The sequence below is a fragment of the Aureimonas glaciei genome (assembly GCF_014643375.1).
GTDB classification, from domain to species: domain Bacteria; phylum Pseudomonadota; class Alphaproteobacteria; order Rhizobiales; family Rhizobiaceae; genus Plantimonas; species Plantimonas glaciei.
Window position 1 is genome coordinate 129,009 of sequence record NZ_BMJJ01000006.1, and the last position, 16,951, is coordinate 145,959.

The following is a 16,951-nucleotide window of genomic DNA, read 5'->3' on the forward strand; positions in this document are numbered from 1 at the left end:
GCCGGTGACAGCCGTGTCCACTGTCCCTATTTTCCGCCCGGGCATAGCGAGAACCAGATGATGTCGACACCCTCCGAACCGATCGTTAGGCGAAAACTCTCGAGCGAGGTCTACGACCGGCTGAAGTCGATGATTACGCTGGGGGATCTGAGGCCGGGCGACCAGATGCCGTCGGAGCGCGAACTGATGGAGCGGTTCGGCGTCGGGCGGCCGGCGATTCGCGAGGCGATGCAGGCGCTGAGCAATATCGGGCTTCTCACCATCTCGCATGGCGAGCGCGCCAAGGTGATGATGCTGACGCCGAAATCGCTGTTCGGCCAAGTCGATGCCGCCGCGCAGATCATGCTCTCGACCTCGCCGGATTCGCTGAGCCATTTGAAGGAAGCGCGCCTCTTCTTCGAGCGCGGGCTGGTGCAGCAGGCGGCCGAGCGGGCCGAGGCGGCAGACGTCGCGGCGCTGCGCGCGCTCATCGACGTCCAGCGCGCGGCGCTCGGCGACGCCGACGCCTTCATCGCGGCCGACATGCGCTTTCACACGCGTATTGCTGCCATCCCCCGCAACCCGATCTTCGAAGCGGTGGCCGAGGCCATGCTGGGCTGGCTGAAGACCTACCACACGGAAATGCTGATCTGGACGGGCAAGGAAAACCTGACGCTCGCCGAGCATGTCGAGATTGTGGACGCCATTGCGGCGGGCGATGCGGTCGCGGCCGAGGCCGCCATGGTGCGCCATCTCCAGCGGTCGAGCGCGCTCTACGTCCACCAGTCGGCCTGAGGGCCACCGGCACGGCAAGGGCGGGATTGGGCCAGTGGACAGGCGGCCTACCGTGTTCATGCCAGGCCCGTCAGCCGCGCCACGCCGTAGGCGGGCAGCGTCAGCGGCGAGGCGCGGTCGGCCTCATCCAGCAGACGCCCGGCTGCCGCCGCGTCGAGATCACTGAGACCCAGAACGAAGCCGCGCCAGCCCCCCTCGGGCAGAGCGACGACGGTTTCCTCCGGCCCGAGATTGGCGATCCAAAGCACCGTTTCGCCATGCCATGTCACCGCGGCAAAGCCGTCGACGCGCGAAGCGTCGGACGAGGCGAACGCGATCCGCCGGCAGCCGGCGAGTTGCGCCATGCCCCGCAGCACGTGGAAAGCGGGCACGACGCCCGCCTCGGGTTTCTCGGTATCCAGCCACTGGCCGCGCGGACCGGCCAGCGCGCCCGCCGTCCAGGTCTCGATGCCGGCGCCGGCCAGCCGCGCGGCATAGCCGACGAGCCAGGCCGCGCCGAACAGGCCACGCTGGCGCGAATCGTCGCCGGCCATGGCGATGCGTCGCCCGTCCGGGTTCGGCATGGTGCGCGAGCCGTAGGGGTTCTGGCGCATGCCGATGGTCGTCGGGCCGAGATGGTAGGGGGCCTTGCCGATGATCGCCCGGGTCGAGCGGGTGATGAAGGGGATCGCCTCCAGCGTCTCCATGACGCTGCGGTCGTCGGCAGCATGGACGATCGGGCACGTCGCATGGGTGACGTAGTCGAGCAGCGCCACGGGCGGGCGCTTGCGGTTCAGTTCGGTAAAAAAACTGAACATGCCGCCGCCGAGACGGACGCCGGGAAAGGCGTTTCGCGCCTCGGCATAGATCTCCGCAAGCGGCGGACAGGCCGGCCAGGGGCTGCCGGGCGGCGTCGACTGGCGATCGACGGCGGGGCCGACGGTGACGGCGTCCAGCCGGAGCCCGGCGCGCTCGACGGCGGCGGCGGCGGCTGAAACTTCCGCCCTGACGCCGTCGCGGGCGGGCAGGATGCATTCCAGCACGGCTCTTGCCGAAGGTTGGAGCGCGGCGATCGCGGCGAAGCGCTGGAGATCGTCCACCCCATCGCCCGCCAGCGGATCGTAGGAAAACAGCAGCGACTGAGGCGCAAGATCGTGAAGTGTCGCGGGATAAGCGAGGATCGCGCGGGCGTCCTCGGCGGCGATCACGACGCCGATCGCCGGCATGGCCTCGCCGAGGTTTTCGCCGAGCGTCAGTTGCACCCGGACGGGCGAGGCACTCGCCGGCGCGATGGCCCGCGTCTCCAGACCCGCGACGTCGCCCGCCAGACTGAGCGTCACGCTCTGCGTGAACGGCTGGCCCGCCGGCAGGACATAGGGCCAGGGCAGGGCCAGCGGCCGCACATAGGTCTTGAACGAGGCGTCGGACCAGGCGCGCTGGTCCTCCATCTCGAAGGCGTCGCCCTCCAGGTGGCAGGTGGCGAAGACGCCGGGCGCGATTTCGTGGCGGAGGGCGCGGATGTCCTTGAACGGCTGCCAGGGCGCGATGAGGTCCGGAAAGCAGGCCTGCTCTACCGTGCCGTCGGTGTGGGTCACCTCGACGGGCTGTCCGGCAACGCCGTCGATCGGATGCAGCACGCAGAAGCCGCAGCGGTTGGTCTCGAAATCGCCCCGGGGCTCGGCGGTGACGGTGAAGGTCAGCCGGCCACTGGCATCGCCGGTGATCTCGGCCTCGGCATGCAACTCCGACCCGTCTGTGGCGCGGCAGACGCTCCGCGTCCGCACCGTGAAATCGAATTCCGTCTCCTCCAGCGAGACGATCTCCACCGCCGGGGCATAGGTGCCCCAGTCGCGGTCGCGCACGACATAGGCCACGGTGCGCAGCACTTCGTGCCCGGCAAAGCGGACAGCGCGCAGATTGCCGCCGATGAGCTCGGCCTCCAGGGTGCCCGCCCGCAAACGGTAGATCTCGGGCAGGGGCTCCGCCGTGCCGAAGAGCTTTTGGCGATCGGCTGCGTCCATGCCGGCACTCTCCCTGTTCACAGCGACCGCGGGTCGACCGTCGCCCCGCCGTCGCCGGCGCTGCGATAGGCCGCTTCGACCAGCGCCAGCGTCGAGAGGTTGTCGCGCCCCGACGTCGCGGGCTCGCGGTTCTCGCGCAGGCAGTCGATCCAGTGCTGCTGGATGGTGAGCACGCTCTCCTGGATATTGTGCCAGGGACGGCTCGCCCAGGGCAGCAGCACCGGCGACACGTCGGCGTGCCGGGAGCCGGCGGCGCCGGTCACCGTCAGACGGTAGTCGGCGCCGAGCCGAAGCGAACCGTCGGCTCCGTCGATGTCGACCAGCGTTTGCGGAAACAGCTCGGCCTCGGCGCGGGTGGCATAGGAACAGTCGACGACGCTCGTCATGCCCGAGGCGTGGCCGAGCATCATGGTCGCGACGTCCTCGCCGCGAATGCGAGGATTGACCCGCTGGGTGCGCGCGGTGATCGCCGTCGCTTCGCCGAACAGGAAGCGGGCGGTGTCGAGGGCGTGGATGCCAAGATCCTCGATGATGAAGCGCTCGCCCTCGGCGAGATAGGGCTGGCCGGCATAGACGTCATAGGCCGAGCGGAACGACACCCGGCCGAAGAAGGGCGTGCCGATCTCACCCGTGTCGAGCACGGCGCGCACCGCCTGGATCGGCGTCTGCCAGCGGAAATTCTCGTGCACCATCAGCGGCACGCCGGCTTTCTCGGCGGCTTCAACCATGGCCCGGGCGTCGGCCATATCCGACGCGAAAGGCTTTTGGCAGATCACCGGAATGCCGCGGGCGAGGGCGAGTTCGACCAGCGGCCGGTGGCTTTTCACCGTCGTCGCGATGTCGACGAAGTCCGGCTTCACCTCATCCAGCATTTCCGCCGCATCGTCGTAGCGTGCGGCGATGCCGAATTCGTTGCCGACTGCGGCGAGCCGCGCGGGATCCAGATCGCAGATCGCGACGATCCCGCCTCCCGCCGCATCGCGCCAGGCATGCATCTGGTTGACCGCAAAGAACCCGCAGCCGATCACCGCGCCCCGGAACTCGCCCATGTCAGGCTCCCCCGCTGTCGCTCAGGTGATCCGCCGGATCGAGTCGGCGAGCTCCTGCGGCTCGAAGACGCGCTTCCAGTCATCCTTCATCAGCATCGGCTTGCCGAACTCGATCGCCTTGTTGCAGGCATCGGAGAAGACGCCCGGCGTCTCCTCGAAGATGACGGCGCCGAGCACATTCATGTGGCCGAGCAGAAAATCGCGGGCGGCCTCCTTCGGCACGCCGCGGGTGACGACCTCGTCCATCGCCTCGCGCATGACGGCCAAAAGGCTGGCGCAGACGGTTTCCGACAGGCCGGGCTCGAGCAGCGCCATCTGCTCGACGGTGATGCGGTGCGAGCGCATGACCGGCGCCCAGATGACCTTGGCGACCTCTTCGCCGAGGGCGAAATGTGCGTCGGGACCCTGCATCAGCGCCGAGACGATGTGCTGCTTGGCGGCGACGCCGCCGAAGAAGTCGCGCTTGGCCGCCATCTCGGTTTCGTCATTGAAGATAGGGGGATGGCAGGGATGAGTGACGAAATAGGTGAGGTCCGGACGCTGCGGAAGGTGCCCGGCGAAGGGCGCGGCGGCGTCGAGGATAACGACGATGGTGCCGGCCTTCAGCTTCGGGCCGAGGCTGGTGGCGACCTTGCCGATCAGCGTGTCCGGCACCGCGAGGATCACCACCTCCGCCCCGTCGAGGGCGACCTCGTCGGAGACACAGTCGAAGCCGAGGCCGTCCTTCAGGCGGGTGCGGCCGGCTTCGCCGAGCTCGACATGGCGGACGTCGAAGCGCGAGCCCTTGAGGTTGCTGGCGAGGCGGTAGCCCATCTTTCCGCCGGCTCCGAACAGTGCGACCGAGGTCATGGCATATTCCTTCTGCTGCTTGGACAGTGTGTGTCTCGGGAGGGACTCAGCGGCCGAGAGCGGCCTGGCGCTGCAAGGCGATCTTCTGCTGCAGGCGCTGCTGGAACTGGTCGACGACGACGGCGGCGATGATCACGAGACCCTTGATCACCGTCTGCCAGAAGCTTGAGACGCCCATCATCACCAGGCCGTCCGACAGGATGCCGATCACGAAGGCGCCGACGATGGTGCCGCCGATGCGGCCGCGTCCGCCCGACATCGAGGTGCCGCCGAGCACGGCCGCAGCGATGGCGTTGAGCTCGAAGGTCTCGCCGGTCGCGGGATGCGAGGCGACGAGCTGCGAGGCGATGATCAGCCCGACGATCGCCGCGCAGAAGCCGGAGAACATGTAGACGAACATCTTTGTCCGGTTGACCTGGATGCCCGAGAGGGCCGCGGCACGCTCATTGCCGCCGACGGCGTAGATGTGCCGGCCGAGCGGCGTGCGGGCCGCGAGATAGGCCGCACCGACGCCGACGACGATGAGGGCGCAGATCGAGACCGGAATACCGAACAGCGAGCCGGCGCCGATGAAGGGAAAGCTGTTCGTGCCCCATTCGGCGCTGCCGCTGAGATTGGGAAAGGTCGCGCCGTCCGACGACAACAGCGCCATGCCGCGGGCGACATAGAGCGTGCCGAGCGTGGCGATGAAGGGGGCGACGTTGAGCCTGGTGATCAGGAGGCCGTTGACGACCCCCACGAGCACACCGACGAGGAGCGTCAGGACGACGATCTCGGTGGTGTTGAAGAAGACGGTGTAGCCGAGAAAGCCGAGGTCGACGCCGTTGAGGACGAGATAGCCGGCGACCATGCCGCAGAGCCCAACGATCGAGCCGACGGAGAGGTCGATGCCGCCGGTGATGATGACGAAGGTCATGCCGATGGCGAGGAACGCGTTCAGCGCCACGTGCTCGGACATGATCACGAGATTGGCGGTCGACAGGAAATTCGGCGCCGCCGCCGAGAAGAACAGCACCACAGCGATCAGCGCGATGAAGGTGCGCGCCTTCAGGAGCACGAGGGTGAAGGAGAGGTCGCGGGCGGGCGCGCCGGCGGTCATGGCGTTCGCCGTCATGGAACGAGCTCCGGTTGCGAGGAGGAAGCGGTCGGCCTGGTCGGCGGCGACCCAGGGGCGGAGATGCCGTGGCCGACGGCGGAGAGGGCGACCACCTTCTGCTCCGTGGCCTCGCTGCGGGGCATCTCGCCGGTGATGCGGCCGTTGGACATCACGATGATGCGGTCGGACAGCTCCATCACCTCGTCGAGATTGGAGGTGACGAAGAGGATGCCGAGGCCGTCGGCGGCGAGCTGGCGCATGACGCGGAACACTTCGGCCTTGGCGCCGATGTCGATGCCGCGGCTCGGCTCGTCCATGAGCAGCACTTTCGGGCCGGTCATCAGCGCCTTGCCGATGACCACCTTCTGCTGGTTACCGCCCGACAGCGACAGGATCGGGTTGTCGGGATCGGCGACTTTCACCGCGAGCTTGCGGATGTAGTCGAGGACGCTGGCGCGCTCCCGCTTCACGTCGAGGTGAAAGATCCGCGTGAAGGCCGAGAGGCTGGACAGGCTGGTGTTCTCGGCGACCGAGAGGCTCGGGACGAGCCCTTCCGCCTTGCGGTCCTCGGGGATCAGCGCGATGCCGCGCTTGATGCGGCCGTGGATGGATTTTTCCGTGAGCGGCGCACCGGCGAGCGTCACGGCGCCGGTCGCCAGCGGCTCGCGGCCCATGATGCAGTCGAATAGCTCGGTGCGTCCCGCGCCCATCAGCCCGTAGATGCCGACGATCTCGCCGGCCCGCAGCGACAGGCTGACATGGTCGACGGCAAAGCCGCCGGCGGCGCGCGGCAGGGTCATGTCGGAGACGGAGAGGATCTCGGGCCCGAAGGCGTGGTCGACGGTCTTGGCGAAATCCTTCGACGCCGCCCCGATCATCGCGGTGACGATCCAGGGGACGTCCACCTCCGCCATCTCGCGCGCGCCGGTGACGTGCCCATCGCGCAGCACGGTGATGTAGTCGCCGATCCGCACCAGCTCTTCCAGCCGGTGCGAGATGTAGATGATGGCGACGCCCTGCGCCTTCAGGTCGGCGATGACGCGGAAGAGGATGTCGACCTCGGCCGCGGAAAGCGCCGATGTGGGCTCGTCCATGATCAGGATGCGGGCGTCCTGCGACAGCACTTTCGCGATCTCGACGATCTGCTGCTCGCCGATCCGGAGGTCGCCGACCTTGGTGTCCGGTCCGTTGGCGTGTTCGAGCCGCTCCATCAAAAGGCGGGCCGCCTCGCTCTGCGCCCTGGTATCGATGTCGAAGCCCAGCCGTGTCTTCTCGCGGCCGATGAAAATGTTCTCGGCGATCGTCATGTTGGGGAAGAGGTTCAGTTCCTGGAAGACGATGCCGATGCCGTGGCGCGCGGCATCCGCAGTGCCGTTCAGCGTCACCGGCGTGCCGTCGAGGATGACCTCGCCCTCCGTCGGCTGTTCGACGCCGGCGATGATCTTCATCAGGGTCGACTTGCCCGCGCCGTTCTCGCCGACGAGGACGTTGACGGCGCCGGCGCGCACGTCGAAGTCGACGCCCTTCAGCGCCAGCGTGCCGGGATAGACCTTTGTCGCGCCGCGGACGCTGAGGACGATCTCGTGGCTCACGACGGCGAGCCGCTGAGTTGCAGCGTGACGGGGGTCACCAGGATCTTGTCGGAGCCGGAGCGCAGCGTGAAGACGCCGACGGCCTCGACCTTTTTGCCCACCAGCCCGTCGCGGGAAACGTCCTTCAGCACCTTGTCGTAGGCGACGGTGTTGAAGCTCTTGGCGACGCCGGCGAATTCGATTTGGTTGGTGTATTGCGTGAAGGAGACGAAGGGCAGGGCGTCGCGGATCGAGGTCCCCTTGATGACGGGGCCGAGCTGCAGCGTCACGTCCGCCTTGCCGTCGCCGTCGGTGTCGACGCCGGCGGTCGCCGCGCGCGACGTCGTGTTGGCCTCGACCACGGTGCCGGCAATCCTGGCGACGAAATTGAACGGCGAGCCCTCGGCGTTTTCGCGATAGCCGTACTGCTTGCCCGCCTCGGCATAGTCGGCCGCGAGCGCCGCCCGGACGTCGGCGATCGGAACAGCCTTCTCCGTGAGGTGGGGCACGACCTTGTCGCTCCACATGCCGACCGCATCGGCCGCCGCCGTCGGCTTGGCCGCGGCCGCCGCCCGCTGGGCGAGCGCCTCGGTCTTGATGAACTTGCAGCCCGGCAGCGTCAGCGCCGCCAGCCCAAGCGTCAGGAAAAACAGCGTCTTCCGCGTCATGACGCGCCTTCCGCAAAACAGGAAAAGAGCCGCGGCCAGAGGCTGGCGGCAGGCAGGGCCCGGCGCGCCAAGCGCCCCGGGGCCCGCGGGCACTCTCAGTCCTTCAGCGCGAAGGTTTCGAGCTTTGCGGCATTGTCGGCGTTGATCAGGATGCAGTCCATCAGCTGCTTCTCATCGACGCCGGTCTTGCCAGTGTCGAGGAACAGCTTGGCCTGCTCGACGGCGAGCTGCGCCTGGCGGTAGGCCGGCTGCAAGACGGTCGCCTTGATGCCGCCCTTCATGATGGAGTCGCGCACGTCGTTGGAGCCGTCGAAGCCGACGACGATGACGTCGGTGCGGCCGGCCGCCTCGAGCGCCGCCCAGGCGCCCATGGCCATGGTGTCGTTGCCGGAGATGACGCCCTTGATCTCGGGATTGGCCTGCAGGATCGTCTGCATCTTCTCGAAAGCCTCGGTCTGGCTCCAGTTCGCCGACTGCTTGGCGGCGAGCTTCATGTCCGGATACTGGTCGATCACGTCGTGATAGCCGCCCGAGCGGATGCCCGCATTGGTGTCGGCCTCGCGGCCGACGAGCTCGGCATAGGGACCCTTCTCGCCCATCAGCTTGACGAATTCCTCGGCGCCGAGCTGGGCACCCTGGTAGTTGTTGGAGACGATCTGCGACACGGCGATGCCGGTCTCGTTGATCTCGCGGTCGATCAGGAAGGTCGGGATGCCGGCGGCCTTGGCCTTGGCGACCGGGGCGGTGGTGGCGGCAGCCCCGGCATTGTCGAGCACGATCGCCTTGGCGCCGCGCGCGATGGCGGTGTCGAAGAGCTGGCTCTGCTTGTTGGCGTCGTCGTCGTGGACGAGGATCAGGGTCTCGAAGCCGAGCTCCTTGGCCTTGGCGTCGGCACCCTCGGCCTCGGCCTTGAAGAACGGGTTGTCATGGCTCGGCGTGATGATGGCGAGGAGGTCGGCGGCCTGCGCACCGATCGGTGCCGCCAGCGTCCACAGGGCCAGCGCAGCCGTCGACAGCATGATCTTCTTGAACATTCCGTTCCCTCCCGAACGTTGTTGAACTCCGAAGGGCGGCCCGGTCCATGCCGGTGCGCGTCGCCTTCTCCGACCGGCGTTTTGACGCTCGGCGGTCCGTCCTGCCTCCCAGCAGCCGACGCGAAAAGACATCGCATGGGGGTAGGGGGTCGTCAACTGGTATAATGAGGTGCCATGTCGCGTCGTCGGCGGCGGTTGCTTTCGGGCAAGCGGAGGCACCCGCCCGACGTGGTCGGCAGGGCACTGGGTACTCGAGGAGAGAAAGGAAGGGCAGGGAACGGGGTAAGCGGCACCGGCGGCGACGGTCGCGGGAGGCCAGCCGCCGATCGGTATCTTCAGCTGCGGGCCTCGCGGCCACTCGATCAGCCGAAACCCGGGGCGAGGCGGAGGATTGCTCCCGGGAAGCGACCGCCCGCAAGGGGCGGCGCTTCCCGATGAGGCCTCAGCGGCCCGCGTGATACTTGGCGTCGAGGGCGTCGATCGCGTGGACATTGTCCGCCGATCGGCCGGTCGCGTCGAATTCCGCCGCGAGATAGACGTCGGCGATGGATTTCGCCAGTTCCGTGCCGATCACGCGGGCGCCCATGGTGATGATCTGCGCGTTGTTCGACAGGGCGGCCCGCTCGGCCGAATAGGTGTCGTGCGTCTGGGCGGCGCGGATGCCGGGTACCTTGTTGGCCGACAGCGCTACGCCGATGCCGGTGCCGCAGCACAGGATGGCGCGGTCATAGGTGCCGTCGAGCACGCCGCTCGCGACCCGGTCGGCGAGGTCGGCATAGAATTTTTCGGCGCCTTCCGGCGGCTGGCTGACCTCGAACACCTCGAGATCGGGGCGGCTGGCCAGGTGATCGGCCAGAATTTTGGCGAGCGGGGCTCCGGCGCTGTCGCCGGCGATTGCAAGTTTCATCGAAGTTTCCTCGATCGGGCGGGTTGTCCTGCGCGGCGGCCACCGCGCGGAGCGATGCGTCGGACGGGATGAGCGAAGGCTCTTCCCATCCGCCGCGGGCAGGAATGCGGCGGCTTCCTCTAGCTCGTCCAGAAGGCCTCGTTCAACGGGAGTCGGGCGATTTCCAGTTTGTCGGGGTCGAGAAGCCGGACATGCGTCTCCTCGCCCTGCGTATAGCCGAGCTCTGTCAGGGCCGTGCGAAGGCTTCCTTTAGCGGCCGTGTCGTCGGCGGCGTTGAACGCTTCGTGAAAGCTGCCGGCGGTCCAGCCACCCGTCGCATCGGTCCCGGTCTCGATCACATATCGTGTTCTGGGCATGGCATCGTCCTCCCTTTACGCCGGCCTTGTCGCGCGCCGGCTCCCTTCATGTAGAGCGCTTCTTGGCGGTGCCATCAAGGCGGCGCCGGCGTCACGACAGGCCCATCGCCCGCCGGCGGCGACGCCCGCCGGCGGCGGCCTGCGGCCGCGTCGCGCCTCCCGCGGAGGCGAGAAGCCAAGCCGGCCGAACGACCTACCGCAGCGCGATGAATCACTTTCGCAGGTCCTTGATTCCCGATGGAAACGCGGCGGCGGGCCACCGGGCGCTCAGCCTGTGGCGGGTGATGCGCCTTTCTCGGCCATAGCGCATAGCAGCTCGAACAGCATGGTGGCGCCGGTCAGCGCGGTCAGCCCGGTCGGGTCGAGCGGCGGCGAGACCTCGACGAGATCGGCGCCGACTATGTCGAGCTACTGAGGCCACGCACCAGCGACTGCGCCTGGAAGGCCGAGATGCCGCCGATCTCCGGTGTGCCGGTGTGCCGGTGCCCGGGGCATAGGCCGGGTCGATCACGTCCACGCCGACGGCGTGACTATCGGCCGGCGTTTGCACTGCGAAAAGGAAATTCGCTGCTGCCGCCGGAGATTTTGGCGGGCAGGGATTGAAGACCTGGCCCGCTCCCGTCGGTCCTCTCGCGAGCCGGAACGGCACCCCGGGAGGGCGGGTCATGCCGCGACGGCTCGCCCGCGGCAGGTCTCGCGCTATGGCCGCAAGCGGCATTGCTCCGCCGCTGGTGCCGGGCTCGGCCGGGCTTTCACGGTCGGGACGACTGCGGGCTGGTTGTCCGACGGCGCCCGCGGATGCTTTACCTCTGCCACGAGAATCGCAGGGAGGAGCCCACCATGGACCGCACCGACACGGAAGTCAGTCTCGACATCGACGGCGGCATCGCCGTCGTCACGGTCGATTCCCCACCGGTCAACGCCTTGTCCCAGGTCGTCCGCGCCGGCCTCGTCAACGCGTTCGAGGCGGCGAGGCGAGATCCCGCCGTCGAGGCCGTCGTGCTGGTGTGCGCCGGAAAAACCTTCATCGCAGGGGCCGACATCACCGAGTTCGGCAAGCCGCCGCAGGCGCCGTCACTGGCCGAGGTGCAGGCGGCGATCGAGGCGATGGATCGGCCAGTCACCGCCGCGATCCACGGCACGGCGCTCGGCGGCGGCCTGGAACTGGCGCTCGCCTGTCATTTTCGCGTGGCCGTGCCCTCGGCGAAACTCGGCCTGCCCGAAGTGAAGCTCGGCCTCCTGCCGGGAGGCGGCGGGACGCAGCGCCTGCCGCGCCTCGTCGGCGCTGCCCGGGCGCTGGAGATGATCCTGTCGGGCACGCCGATCGGTGCTGCGGCGGCGAAAGCTGCCGGTCTCATCGACGCCGTGCTTCCCGACGAGGATCTCAGGGCGGGCGCGCTCGCCTTCGCCCGCAGCATCGTCGCCGAGGACGCGCCGCGGAACCGCACGCGCGACCGCACGGACTGGACCGACCGCGATCGCGGCGACGAGACGATTTTTGCCGCGGCGGAGAAGGCCCATGGCCGTAAATTTCGCGGTACCAGCCAGCTCGGCCATGTCGTCGCCGCCGTCCGGGGCTCGCTTGAGCTGCCGTTCGAGGAGGGGCTGGCGCTGGAGCGAAAACTGTTCGCCGAACTGGTCGCCAGCCCGCAATCGGCGGCGATGCGCCATGTCTTCTTCGCGGAGCGGCAGGCGGGCAAGGTGCCGGGGCTGAAGGCGGGAACGCCGACGCTGTCCGTCGAGACGGTCGGCGTCATCGGCGCCGGCACGATGGGCGGCGGCATCGCGATGAACTTTCTCAACGCCGGCCTGCCGGTCACGCTGGTCGAAACGACGCAAGCCGCGCTCGACCGGGGAATGGCGACCATCCGCGCGAACTACGAGGGATCCGTGCAGCGCGGGCGGATGAGCGAGACGGATGCCGCGGCGCGGCTGGCGCTGCTCTCGGGCGCGCTGGACATGGAGGCGCTGGCGGGTTGCGACCTTGTCGTCGAGGCGGTGTTCGAGACCATGGCGGTCAAGCAGGCGGTTTTCTCCCGGCTCGACGCCGTGGCCAAGCCCGGCGCGATCCTCGCCACCAATACCTCCTATCTCGACGTCGATGCGATCGCCGCGCTGGCGAACTGGCCAGAGCATGTGCTCGGCCTGCACTTCTTCTCGCCGGCCAATGTCATGAAGCTGCTCGAGGTGGTGCGCGGCGCCAAGACGGCGCCCGCCGTGATCGCCACCGCGATGCAACTGGCCAAGCGCATCGGCAAGACCGCCGTCGTCGTCGGCGTGTGCCACGGCTTCGTCGGCAACCGCATGCTGGCGCAGCGCAAGCTCCAGGCCGACGCCCTGCTGCTGGAGGGCGCCATGCCCTGGGACGTCGACCGCGTGCTCACCGATTTCGGCCTGCCGATGGGCCCCTTCGCCATGTCGGACCTCGCCGGCCTCGACCTCGGCTGGAGCGCCGAGACGTCGAAAGGCGAGACCGTGCGCGAAATCCTCTGCGAGCGCGGTCGCCGCGGCCAGAAGACCGGCGCCGGCTTCTACGACTACGACGCCGCGCGCAAGGCGACCCCGTCCGCCGATGTCGAGGCGCTGATCCTCGAAGTCTCGGCCCGGGACGGGTACGTGCGCCGCTCCGTCAGCGATCAGGAAATCCTCGAGCGCTGCCTCTATCCCATGATCAACGAGGGAGCGAAGATCCTCGACGAGGGCATCGCCGCCCGGGCGTCCGACATCGATATCGTCTGGATCCACGGCTATGGCTGGCCGGCCTATACCGGCGGGCCGATGTACTACGCCGACCGGCTCGGCCTCGGCACCGTGCTCGCCGGCCTTCGCCGCTACGAAGCCACGCACGGCGAAGCGTTCCACCCGGCGCCACTGCTGGAGCGCCTGGTGGCCGAGGGCAGGGGCTTCGGCGACCTCTGAGGCTGTCGGTTGGCTCCTGATGAGGGCATTGGGGCCACCGTGAGCTTCACCTCGCTTCCGTATCGTCATCCTCGGGGCCCTGGCCCCGGGGATCTATGCCTCAGCGGAAGCGCGCCTATCCGGTGCCGGAATGCCACGGCCTCGTTGGGGAATGGGTCCCGGCTCAAGGCCGGGGTGACTATTTGGAAGGGACAGTGCTTCGCGCTCGGCAGGCAATGAAGCTTCCTGCGACCTTCCAAGTTTAGTCATTCCGGGCTTGACCCGGAACCCATGCCGAGGCGTCGTCACTGCCCAATCGGGTCAGGATCGGGAATGTCCGCCGTCCTCGATCATGTTCAGCGATTTGGAATGGGTCCCGGATCAAGTCCGGGATGACTATCCGGAGAGGACGGCGCTTTGCGTTCAACAGGCAGTGACCTCTTCCGCCACCCTCCAACATCAGTCGTTCGAGGCTTGACCCAGTTCCCATGCCGAGGCGCTCGTCCCTGCGAAAAAGGCTCGTCACTCTCAACGCCATCGCCCGAGACAACGAGCCATGAAAACATCAAAACGCTTGACGGTAAAGACGCGAGATCCCCGGCCTTCGGCCGAGGAGGACGACCTCTGGGGTTCGTGGCTGGGTGTGCAGACGCTCTGTGAGGTGCAGGTTGAGGCATGCGAGGGCGCGCAATCCTGTCACGCTAAGTCGGCCCGACGTGCCGCTCCGCCGCGACCGATCGTCCCGTGGTCACAACGACCCCACCGCCCCCTTGCGCGAAAATACTTTAACTCTAAACTATCTCCGGACACCGAAGCTCAGGAGACATCGGATGCGCATCACCGTGATCGGCAGCGGCCCCGGCGGTCTCTATTTTGCCCTTCTCACCAAGAAGCGGCGGCCGGATTGGCAGATCGATCTCTACGAGCAGAACCAGGCCGACGACACGTTCGGCTTCGGCGTCGTCTTCTCCGACGAGACGCTGCACGAGTTCCTGGCGCGCGACCCGAAGAGCTTCGACCGCATCCGCCACGAATTCGCCTATTGGGACGACGTCGCCGTGCACAAGCAGGGCGCCGAGATGCGCTGCGGTGGCAACGGCTTTGCCGGCATTTCCCGGATGAAGCTGTTGAACATCCTGCAGGCGCGCTGCCGCGAGGAAGGGATCGGCCTGCATTTCGGCGTGTCCGTGCCGCCGGAGGCGATCGCGACCCGCTTTGCCGATAGCGACATCGTCGTCGCATCCGACGGCGTCAACTCGCGCATCCGGGAGCATTTCCGGGAAAGCTTCCAGCCGGAGGTGACGATCAAGGCGAACCGCTTCTGCTGGATGGGCTCGACCCGGCCGATGGACGAGTTCAACTATTTCTTCCGCGAGACCGAGCACGGCGTGATCTGCGCCCACACCTACCAGTACGAGGCCGGCCGCTCGACCTGGATCTTTGAGATGGACGACGCCTGCTGGCGCGGCCACGGTTTCGACGGCATGGACGAGACACAGTCGAAGGCGGCGCTGGAAGCGCTCTATGCCGAGGAACTGCAGGGCCATCCCTTGCTCCTCAACCGCTCAGCCTGGCGGCAGTTTCCGCGCATCTACTGCCGCCAGTGGAGCCACGACAACATCGTGCTGCTCGGCGACGCCAAGGCCTCGGCGCATTATTCCATCGGCTCGGGGACCAAACTGGCGATGGAATGCGCGATCGCGCTCTCCGACGCCGTCGTCGACAAGGCCGAGAGCGACGTCCAGGCGGCCTTTGCCGCTTACGACAAGGCGCGGCGCACGCCCTGCGAGATCACCCAGCACAATGCCGACGTCTCGCTCGCCTGGTTCGAGCACATGAACCGCTCCTGGGACATGAGCCCGGAGCAGTTCGCCATGGTGGTGATGTGCCGGGCGAAGGCGATCACCTATGACAACCTCCTCGTCCGCGATCCCGGCTTCGTCGAAAAGGTCGACACCGCCTTCTATGAGGAGCTCTTCCAGGCGACCGGCGACGACTACCGGGAGAGCCGTCCGACGCCGATGTTCACGAATTTCCGGCTGCGCGGCATGGAACTCGCCAACCGCGTCGTGATGGCGCCGATGGCGCAGTACTGCGCCGACGCGGAGGGCAATCTCACCGACTGGCATTTCGTCCACTACACCTCCCATGCGCTGGGAGGTGCCGGCATGGTCTTCACCGAAATGACCTGCCCCTCGGCCGATGCGCGCATCACGCCGGGCTGCCCGGGCCTGTGGACGGACGAGCACGAAGCGCAGTGGAAGCGCATCGCTGACTTCGTGCATGCCAACAGCCGGACCAAGATGGTGATGCAGCTCGGCCATGCCGGCCGAAAAGGCTCGACGCAGCTCGGCTGGGAGAAGATGGACCGGCCGCTGGTCGACGCCGCCGCCAACTGGCCGATCACCTCGGCCTCGCCGATCCCCTATCTCGACGGCGTCAGCCAGGTGCCGGCCGAGCTCGACCGCGCCGGCATGGACCGCATCCGCGACGAATTCGTCGCCGCGACCGAGCGCGCCGCGCGGGCCGGCTTCGACATGCTGGAGCTGCACTGCGCCCACGGCTACCTCATGGCCTCCTTCCTGTCGCCGCTGACCAATTTTCGCCAGGACGAATACGGCGGCTCCATCGAAAACCGGCTGCGCTACCCGCTAGAAGTGTTTTCCGCCATGCGCGCGGCCTGGCCCGCGGACAAGCCGATGTCGGTACGCATCTCGGCGACCGACTGGATCGACGGCGGCATCGAGGAGGCGGACGTCTTCGCCATCTGCGAGGCTTTTGCGGCCGCCGGCTGCGATCTCGCCGACATCTCCGCCGGCCAGACGGTCGCGGGCCAGAAGCCGCTCTACGGCCGCATGTTCCAGGTGCAGTTCGCCGAAGCCGTGCGCAACGTGCCGAGGATGGCGGTGATGGCCGTCGGCGCGATCACCGAGGCGGCGCAGGTCAACACCATCCTCCACACGCGCCGGGCCGACCTCGTCGCCCTCGGCCGCCCGCACATGTGGAACCCGGCCTTCACCCTGCAGGCCGCCGCCTCCTATGACGCGCGCAACCAGCACTGGCCGAAACAGTATCTGGCGGGCCGCGACCAGGCGCACCGCGAACTGACGAAGAAGCGCGAGCAGGAGACCGAGCTCCGCCGCAAGGCACGCCTGCGCCCGGCCGAACTGGCCAAAGCCACGTCGGCAGACGGGGCCCGGCGCGAGGCGGCGGAATAATGGACAGGTCCGCGACGGATCCCGTGTCTGGCAACGCTGCCGATGCAGAGAAAGAGGATGCCCTGGACCGGAACGCAGGCGCGTCGGGGCAGGGCGGAAAAACCTTCACCGCCGACTACACGCTGCGTTTCGGCCAGTGCGATCCCGCCGGCATCGCCTTCTTCCCCCGGCTGATCGAGATGCTCAACTGGGTCGTCGAGGACTGGTTTGCCAAGGCCCTCGACGCCGACTTCCGCTCCATCCACATCGCCCGCGACGAGGGCGTGCCGGCGCGGTCGCTGTCGATCGACTTTATCGGCCCGGCGGAACTCGGCGACGTGCTCACCTACCGCCTGCAGGTGGCCTCGCTCGGCCGCTCGTCGATCAACCTGGCGATCGCGGCGGAGCGGGAGGGCGGGCGCCCGGTGCTGACGGCGACGCACACGATCGTCTACTGCGACCTCTCGGGGGCGGCGCCGAAGTCGATGGCGATCCCCGACGCGCTGCGGGAGCGGATGGCCGTTTTTCTCGTCCCTGCCTGACAGCGGAGAC

At 67.9% G+C, this 16,951-nt stretch carries 14 protein-coding genes; 4 read left to right on the forward strand and 10 right to left on the reverse strand.

Annotation, left to right across the window (positions count from 1 at the left end; translation table 11 throughout):
- Positions 1-60 precede the first annotated feature (60 nt).
- The gene (locus IEX88_RS13710; protein WP_188851883.1) at positions 61-774 is read left to right on the forward strand and encodes a transcriptional regulator NanR; all 714 of its coding nucleotides are present in this window, start codon (positions 61-63) and stop codon (positions 772-774) included.
- A gap of 56 nt (positions 775-830) precedes the next feature.
- Here IEX88_RS13710 and apnL read toward each other — a convergent pair whose 3' ends face one another.
- From apnL to IEX88_RS27285, 10 genes are all read right to left on the reverse strand, one after another.
- Positions 831-2,774 carry a D-apionate lactonase gene (gene apnL / locus IEX88_RS13715; RefSeq protein ID WP_188851564.1) on the reverse strand — a complete coding sequence of 648 codons (1,944 nt, stop codon included), beginning with the start codon at positions 2,772-2,774 and terminating at the stop codon, positions 831-833.
- Between the two features lie 17 nt (positions 2,775-2,791).
- Positions 2,792-3,823: a Gfo/Idh/MocA family protein gene (locus tag IEX88_RS13720; protein ID WP_188851566.1), complete on the reverse strand. Its 1,032-nt coding sequence runs from the start codon at positions 3,821-3,823 to the stop codon at positions 2,792-2,794.
- 21 nt (positions 3,824-3,844) lie between these two features.
- The gene (locus tag IEX88_RS13725; protein WP_188851568.1) at positions 3,845-4,672 is read right to left on the reverse strand and encodes a phosphogluconate dehydrogenase C-terminal domain-containing protein; all 828 of its coding nucleotides are present in this window, start codon (positions 4,670-4,672) and stop codon (positions 3,845-3,847) included.
- A gap of 46 nt (positions 4,673-4,718) precedes the next feature.
- Complete coding sequence (locus tag IEX88_RS13730) at positions 4,719-5,786, reverse strand: ABC transporter permease (protein WP_210319278.1); 1,068 nt, start codon at positions 5,784-5,786, stop codon at positions 4,719-4,721.
- Positions 5,783-7,360 carry a sugar ABC transporter ATP-binding protein gene (locus IEX88_RS13735; protein WP_188851570.1) on the reverse strand — a complete coding sequence of 526 codons (1,578 nt, stop codon included), beginning with the start codon at positions 7,358-7,360 and terminating at the stop codon, positions 5,783-5,785. The genes IEX88_RS13730 and IEX88_RS13735 overlap by 4 nt, the downstream gene beginning before the upstream one ends.
- Positions 7,357-8,007 (reverse strand): DUF2291 family protein, encoded by a 651-nt coding sequence (locus tag IEX88_RS13740; RefSeq protein WP_188851572.1) that lies wholly within the window; start codon positions 8,005-8,007, stop codon positions 7,357-7,359. The genes IEX88_RS13735 and IEX88_RS13740 overlap by 4 nt, the downstream gene beginning before the upstream one ends.
- Positions 8,008-8,102: 95 nt before the next feature.
- On the reverse strand, positions 8,103-9,041 hold the full coding sequence (locus tag IEX88_RS13745) for a D-ribose ABC transporter substrate-binding protein (RefSeq protein ID WP_188851574.1): 939 nt from the start codon (positions 9,039-9,041) through the stop codon (positions 8,103-8,105).
- Between the two features lie 442 nt (positions 9,042-9,483).
- Positions 9,484-9,948: a D-erythrulose-4-phosphate isomerase gene (derI, locus tag IEX88_RS13750; RefSeq protein WP_188851576.1), complete on the reverse strand. Its 465-nt coding sequence runs from the start codon at positions 9,946-9,948 to the stop codon at positions 9,484-9,486.
- Positions 9,949-10,067: 119 nt separating this feature from the next.
- On the reverse strand, positions 10,068-10,304 hold the full coding sequence (locus tag IEX88_RS13755) for a hypothetical protein (protein ID WP_188851577.1): 237 nt from the start codon (positions 10,302-10,304) through the stop codon (positions 10,068-10,070).
- 267 nt (positions 10,305-10,571) lie between these two features.
- Complete coding sequence (locus tag IEX88_RS27285) at positions 10,572-10,706, reverse strand: arginase family protein (protein WP_373289594.1); 135 nt, start codon at positions 10,704-10,706, stop codon at positions 10,572-10,574.
- A 438-nt stretch (positions 10,707-11,144) separates the two neighbouring features.
- On the opposite strand from IEX88_RS27285, the gene IEX88_RS13765 reads away from it, so the two are divergent.
- From IEX88_RS13765 to IEX88_RS13775, 3 genes are all read left to right on the forward strand, one after another.
- Complete coding sequence (locus IEX88_RS13765; RefSeq protein WP_188851579.1) at positions 11,145-13,223, forward strand: 3-hydroxyacyl-CoA dehydrogenase NAD-binding domain-containing protein; 2,079 nt, start codon at positions 11,145-11,147, stop codon at positions 13,221-13,223.
- Between the two features lie 809 nt (positions 13,224-14,032).
- The gene (locus tag IEX88_RS13770) at positions 14,033-16,420 is read left to right on the forward strand and encodes an oxidoreductase (RefSeq protein ID WP_188851581.1); all 2,388 of its coding nucleotides are present in this window, start codon (positions 14,033-14,035) and stop codon (positions 16,418-16,420) included.
- Complete coding sequence (locus tag IEX88_RS13775; RefSeq protein ID WP_188851583.1) at positions 16,420-16,941, forward strand: acyl-CoA thioesterase; 522 nt, start codon at positions 16,420-16,422, stop codon at positions 16,939-16,941. Before IEX88_RS13770 ends, IEX88_RS13775 begins: the two co-directional genes overlap by 1 nt.
- Positions 16,942-16,951: the final 10 nt, after the last annotated feature.